This window comes from Phaeobacter sp. HF9A (assembly GCF_011806385.1).
GTDB lineage: Bacteria > Pseudomonadota > Alphaproteobacteria > Rhodobacterales > Rhodobacteraceae > Epibacterium.
Window position 1 is genome coordinate 1 of record NZ_JAATOX010000193.1, and the last position, 4701, is coordinate 4701.

Annotated in this window: 5 protein-coding genes; 2 read left to right on the forward strand and 3 right to left on the reverse strand. The window is 62.4% G+C overall.

Features of this window, described 5'->3' with window-relative positions; genetic code table 11:
* Nucleotides 1-49: 49 nt before the first annotated feature.
* Together HCZ87_RS19835 and HCZ87_RS19840 are read right to left on the reverse strand one after the other, a co-directional pair.
* Nucleotides 50-805, reverse strand: a complete 756-nt coding sequence (locus HCZ87_RS19835) for an SDR family NAD(P)-dependent oxidoreductase (RefSeq protein ID WP_167646713.1) — start codon at nucleotides 803-805, stop codon at nucleotides 50-52.
* 86 nt (nucleotides 806-891) lie between these two features.
* The gene (locus HCZ87_RS19840) at nucleotides 892-1806 is read right to left on the reverse strand and encodes a GNAT family N-acetyltransferase (RefSeq protein WP_167646715.1); all 915 of its coding nucleotides are present in this window, start codon (nucleotides 1804-1806) and stop codon (nucleotides 892-894) included.
* Between the two features lie 27 nt (nucleotides 1807-1833).
* Between HCZ87_RS19840 and HCZ87_RS19845 the strand changes: the two genes are divergently transcribed.
* Nucleotides 1834-1989: a hypothetical protein gene (locus HCZ87_RS19845; RefSeq protein WP_167646711.1), complete on the forward strand. Its 156-nt coding sequence runs from the start codon at nucleotides 1834-1836 to the stop codon at nucleotides 1987-1989.
* Between the two features lie 127 nt (nucleotides 1990-2116).
* On the opposite strand, the gene tyrS is transcribed toward HCZ87_RS19845, so the two are convergent.
* Nucleotides 2117-3373: a tyrosine--tRNA ligase gene (gene tyrS, locus HCZ87_RS19850; protein ID WP_167646717.1), complete on the reverse strand. Its 1257-nt coding sequence runs from the start codon at nucleotides 3371-3373 to the stop codon at nucleotides 2117-2119.
* Between the two features lie 142 nt (nucleotides 3374-3515).
* Here tyrS and HCZ87_RS19855 point away from each other — a divergent pair, with 142 nt between their 5' ends.
* On the forward strand, nucleotides 3516-4652 hold the full coding sequence (locus HCZ87_RS19855) for an anhydro-N-acetylmuramic acid kinase (RefSeq protein WP_167646718.1): 1137 nt from the start codon (nucleotides 3516-3518) through the stop codon (nucleotides 4650-4652).
* Nucleotides 4653-4701: the final 49 nt, after the last annotated feature.

Here is a 4701-nt window from a genome sequence, read left to right on the forward strand (position 1 = left end):
GGATCGACCCTTTGCAAGGCAAAGGGGAGGACGGGCGGGAGCGCCGCCCTCAGCGCATGCGCAAGGCTCCGTCAAGCCGGATGACCTCGCCGTTGAGGTAGCCCATCTCGACAATAAAGCCGGCCAAACGGGCGTATTCCTCAGGCTGGCCAAGTCGGGCCGGGTTGGGCACATCGGCCGCCAGCTGGGCCTGCGCCTCTTCCGGCAGCCCTGCCAGCATCGGCGTCATGAAGATCCCCGGCGCGATCGCCATCACCCGAATTCCACTGGAGGCCAGATCCCGCGCCATTGGCAAGGTCATCGCCACGATGCCGCCTTTGGAAGCGGCATAGGCAGCCTGGCCCTTTTGCCCGTCAAAAGCAGCGATAGAGGCGGTGTTGATGATCACCCCACGGGCGCCGTCTGGCTCCGGTTCGGTCTTGGCAATCTCGACCGCGGCGAGGCGTGCGACGTTGAAGCTCCCGACGAGGTTGATATCGACGGTCTGCTGGAACGTCTTCATCGGATGTGGCCCGTCGCGACCGACCGTCTTGATCGCATGGGCAATCCCGGCACAGTTGACGCAGGCGGTGAGCCCGCCCATGCGCGTGGTGGCAAGCGCGATGGCGGCTTGCACAGACTCCTCGCAGGTCACATCCGTTTGCGCAAAATGCGCGCCAATGCTGGCGGCGATCTTGGCGCCCCGATCCGCATCGCGGTCCAGGATCGTTACCTCGGCACCGGCGGCTCTGAAATGCCTGGCGGTTGCTTCTCCCAGCCCGGAAGCGCCCCCTGTCACGATGGCGCGCGTTGTCGCGAGTTTCATGTCTCGCATTCCTCCCATGAAATGAACATGTGTTCAAATAATCATGGCGGAGGCGAACTGTCCAGCGCGGCGGCAGACGAAAGCCTTCAGGCAGACATCAAGGTCCGATCCAGCGCGGCCAGCGGAGCGAGACTGCGCCCAAGAGGCGGCCAATAGAGCCATGTGCCACCGAGCCGCTTGACCTCGGCCCCGGTGCCGAGCTTGAAACGAGCCAGCCCGGGTGCATCCTCGGTATTGATCACGCCGAGGTCCAGCTGCCGGATGCCCTTTGCCGCCAACCACTCCATTGCCCGCCACATCAGCAGGTTATGCGCCGACAGCGCTTTGCCCCGATCCGTCGTATGGGCGACGTGATAGGTGGCCCCGTCGCCATGGGTGAGCAGCAGAACACCGGCGACGATGTCATTGCCGTCGCGGGCTTCAAACAGCTTGGCACATCCACGGTTGGCCTGGGCATAGGCCAGCGTCAGCGCGACGGGCCAGGCTTGATAGCCCCGCGCCTCTTGCTGGGCGGCATCCGCCCGCAGCAACCAGTGACCGGCGGAAAGGGGCAGATTTTGTCGGGTGACCCGCAAGGATTGCGCTTCGCCGTGGTGCAGACGGTTGCGCCACTTCTGCGCCAACATGGCGCGGCGGGCTGTGGCATCCTTCTGCAGCCTCAGAAGCGCAATACTGGCCGGGCTCATCAGGGGCACGGCGCCGAGTTTGGCCAGCTCCGGCACCCGATGATTGGGCGACAGAATAATCGGCGTCCGACGCAGGCCGGCCTCATGCAACGCCTGAAACAGCTGCGCGGGGGCAGGCATCTCGGCGCGGTTGATCATCGCAACCGGGAAGCGCCAGAAGCTGCGCCGCAAGACCAGCAGGTTTTGTTCGCTCTTCAGCATCAAAGGCGCCTGTCCGGCCAGGCGCAACGCATTCGCGAACTCCGTCGACTGCGCGAGCGCACTTTCTGTATCCAGCCGGGGAAGTATTGCATCGGTGGCGCCATGATCAAACATGGCCCTATTAACCGTATCGAAACCTAAATGTTGGTTAATAGCGCAATGAAAAAAAACGCAATCGTCCTTGGCAAAGCCGCACCAGCCGCGCGTATGACAAAGAGCGCCGCATTATTGGTGGCAACCACCCTGTCGGTGCCGACTTATATCATTTTGACGCTGGTTGACTGGATTTTCTTGTGAGGCGCTGCCTCACACTCCGGGATATTTCTGGTTAGAAGAAGTGTCACGATGATCTTCTTCTAACTCAAAATATCCCGGGGTGAATTAGCCCGAAGGGATAAGAGGGGCAGCGCCCCTCCCGCGCGCCTCACGCGCTGGCGAGTTGCACCAATGCGTGGCGCTTTTTGCCGGCGGAGAGTTTGATCGGACTTGCCAGCGCGGCCGCGTCGATCATCAATCCTGCGTCGGTGAGCGGCGCGTCGTCGATGCGGGCGCCGTTCTCGGAGATCAGGCGCTTGGCTTCCTTGCCCGATTTCGCAAGACCCGATTTCACGATGATCTGCACGATCGACAACCCGTCCCCGAGCTCCTCCGCGCTCAGCGTAAGGGTCGGCAGGTCATCCCCGACGCCGCCTTTTTCAAAGACCTCGCGGGCGGTGGCTTCTGCCGCCGCGGCGGCCTCGGCGCCATGAAGCAGGGTGGTGACCTCATTGGCGAGGATGATCTTGCCCTCGTTGATCTCGGAGCCTTGAAGCGCGCCCAGCCGATCACATTCGGCAACCGGAAGTTCGGTATAAAGCTTCAGGAAACGCCCGACATCCGCATCGGTGGTGTTGCGCCAGAACTGCCAGAATTCATAGGGCGAGAGCATATCGCCGTTGAGCCAGATCGCGCCGCCCTGGCTCTTGCCCATCTTGCGGCCATCCGATGTGGTCAGCAAGGGCGAGGTCAGCCCGTAGATCTCGTGATCCAGCACGCGGCGGGTCAGGTCGATGCCGTTGATGATATTGCCCCATTGGTCGGAGCCACCCATTTGCAGCACACAGCCATAGCGGCGGTTGATTTCCAGAAAGTCATAGGCCTGGAGGATCATATAGTTGAATTCCAGGAAGGAGAGCGATTGCTCGCGGTCCAGACGGGATTTCACGCTTTCAAACGACAGCATCCGGTTTACCGAGAAATGCCGCCCGATATCACGCAGGAATTCCAGGTAGTTGAGGTCATCCAGCCATTCGGCGTTGTTCAGCATCAAGGCGTCTGACGGCGCATCGCCATAGGACAGATAGTTGGCAAAGACCTTCTGCATGCCGGCGATATTCTCGTCGATCTGCTCGGGGCCAAGCAATGGCCGCTCATCCGAGCGGAAGGAGGGATCGCCGACCTTTGTGGTGCCGCCCCCCATCAATGTGATCGGGCGGTGGCCGGTCTTTTGCAGCCAGCGCAGCATCATGATGTTGAGGAGGTGCCCCACATGCAGCGATTTTGCAGTGGCGTCGTAGCCGATATAGGCCGATTGCGTGCCACTGGCCAGCGCTTCGTCCAGGCCCTGGTAATCGGTGCAATCCGCCAGGAACCCGCGTTCCATCATAATGGCGATAAAATCCGATTTCGGATGATAGGTCATGGCGTGCCTCGGCTGTAGAAGTTGCGTGGGGCTGTATAAAACGCATCGCGAGGGGTTGGAACCTGTTTTCGGGACAAAATACGCGGTGTAGGATATCGCCTGATGGCCGGGAGGCTCCGGCTGTACAGGAACGAGGGCAAGAATGGGCAAGGCCATTTCCAAATCAGGTCCGGTGCGGGCCTTGGGTGCGATGAGCGGGACATCTCTGGACGGGGTGGATGTGGCGGTTCTCAATACCGACGGGCAGCAAATCCTGGGGTTCGGCGAGACCGGCTATCGCCCCTATTCCGACGCCGAGCGTGCAGTGTTGCGCGCGGCGCTGGGGAAATGGACCGGCCCTGAGGTGGTGGCGGCGGCCCGCGTGGTGGAGGATGCGCATATCGCGGCGATGCGGGATTACCGCGAGGTGGATCTGATCGGCTTTCATGGTCAGACCCTGGCGCATGCGCCGCGACTTCAGGGCACGCTCCAGGTTGGTGATGGCGCCGTTCTGGCGCAGGCGCTGGGGCGTCCGGTGGTCTGGGATTTCCGCTCGGATGACGTGGCATTGGGGGGCGAAGGCGCGCCGTTGGCGCCGTTCTTTCACCACGCCTGCGCGCGCTATATTGGCGCTCAGCGGCCTTTGTGTTTTCTGAACCTTGGCGGGGTGGGCAACCTGACCTATGTCGATCCGCGCCTTGAGGCGCCGGAGACGCCGGGGGCCTTGCTGGCGTTTGATACCGGACCGGCAAATGCGCCGATCAATGATTTCCTGCTGGCACGGCGCGGTGTGCAAATGGATGAGGGTGGTCGGATCGCCCGGGATGGCACCGTGGAAAATGGCGCGCTGGAGCTTTTCCTGGCAGAGCCGTATTTCTCAAGACTGCCGCCGAAGTCTTTGGACCGGAATGATTTTCCAGAGATGATCGGTCTGGTGACAGAGCTCAGCGATGCCGATGCCACCGCCACGCTGACGGCCATGTGCGCCGCAGCCGTTGCGCAGGGGATGCAGCACTGCCCGGAGGCGCCGGAGCGCGTGCTGGTCACCGGTGGTGGGCGCAACAATCCGGTGCTGATGGAGATGCTGCGGGTTTCGCTGGATTGCGCGGTGGAGCCGGTGGAGGCCGTGGGGCTGGATGGTGACATGCTGGAGGCGCAGGCATTTGCCTATCTGGCCGTGCGGGTCGCGCGGGGGCTAGCGACCTCTGCGCCGGGCACAACCGGGGTGCGGGCCTGTGTCGGAGGCGGCATTGTCAGCACTGCGGATGGCGAAAGCGTTGACCAAAGGCACGCGTCCTGAGGCGAGGTGAGCGCACAGGTCGGCGGCTCTCCCGCCCGTCCTCACCTTT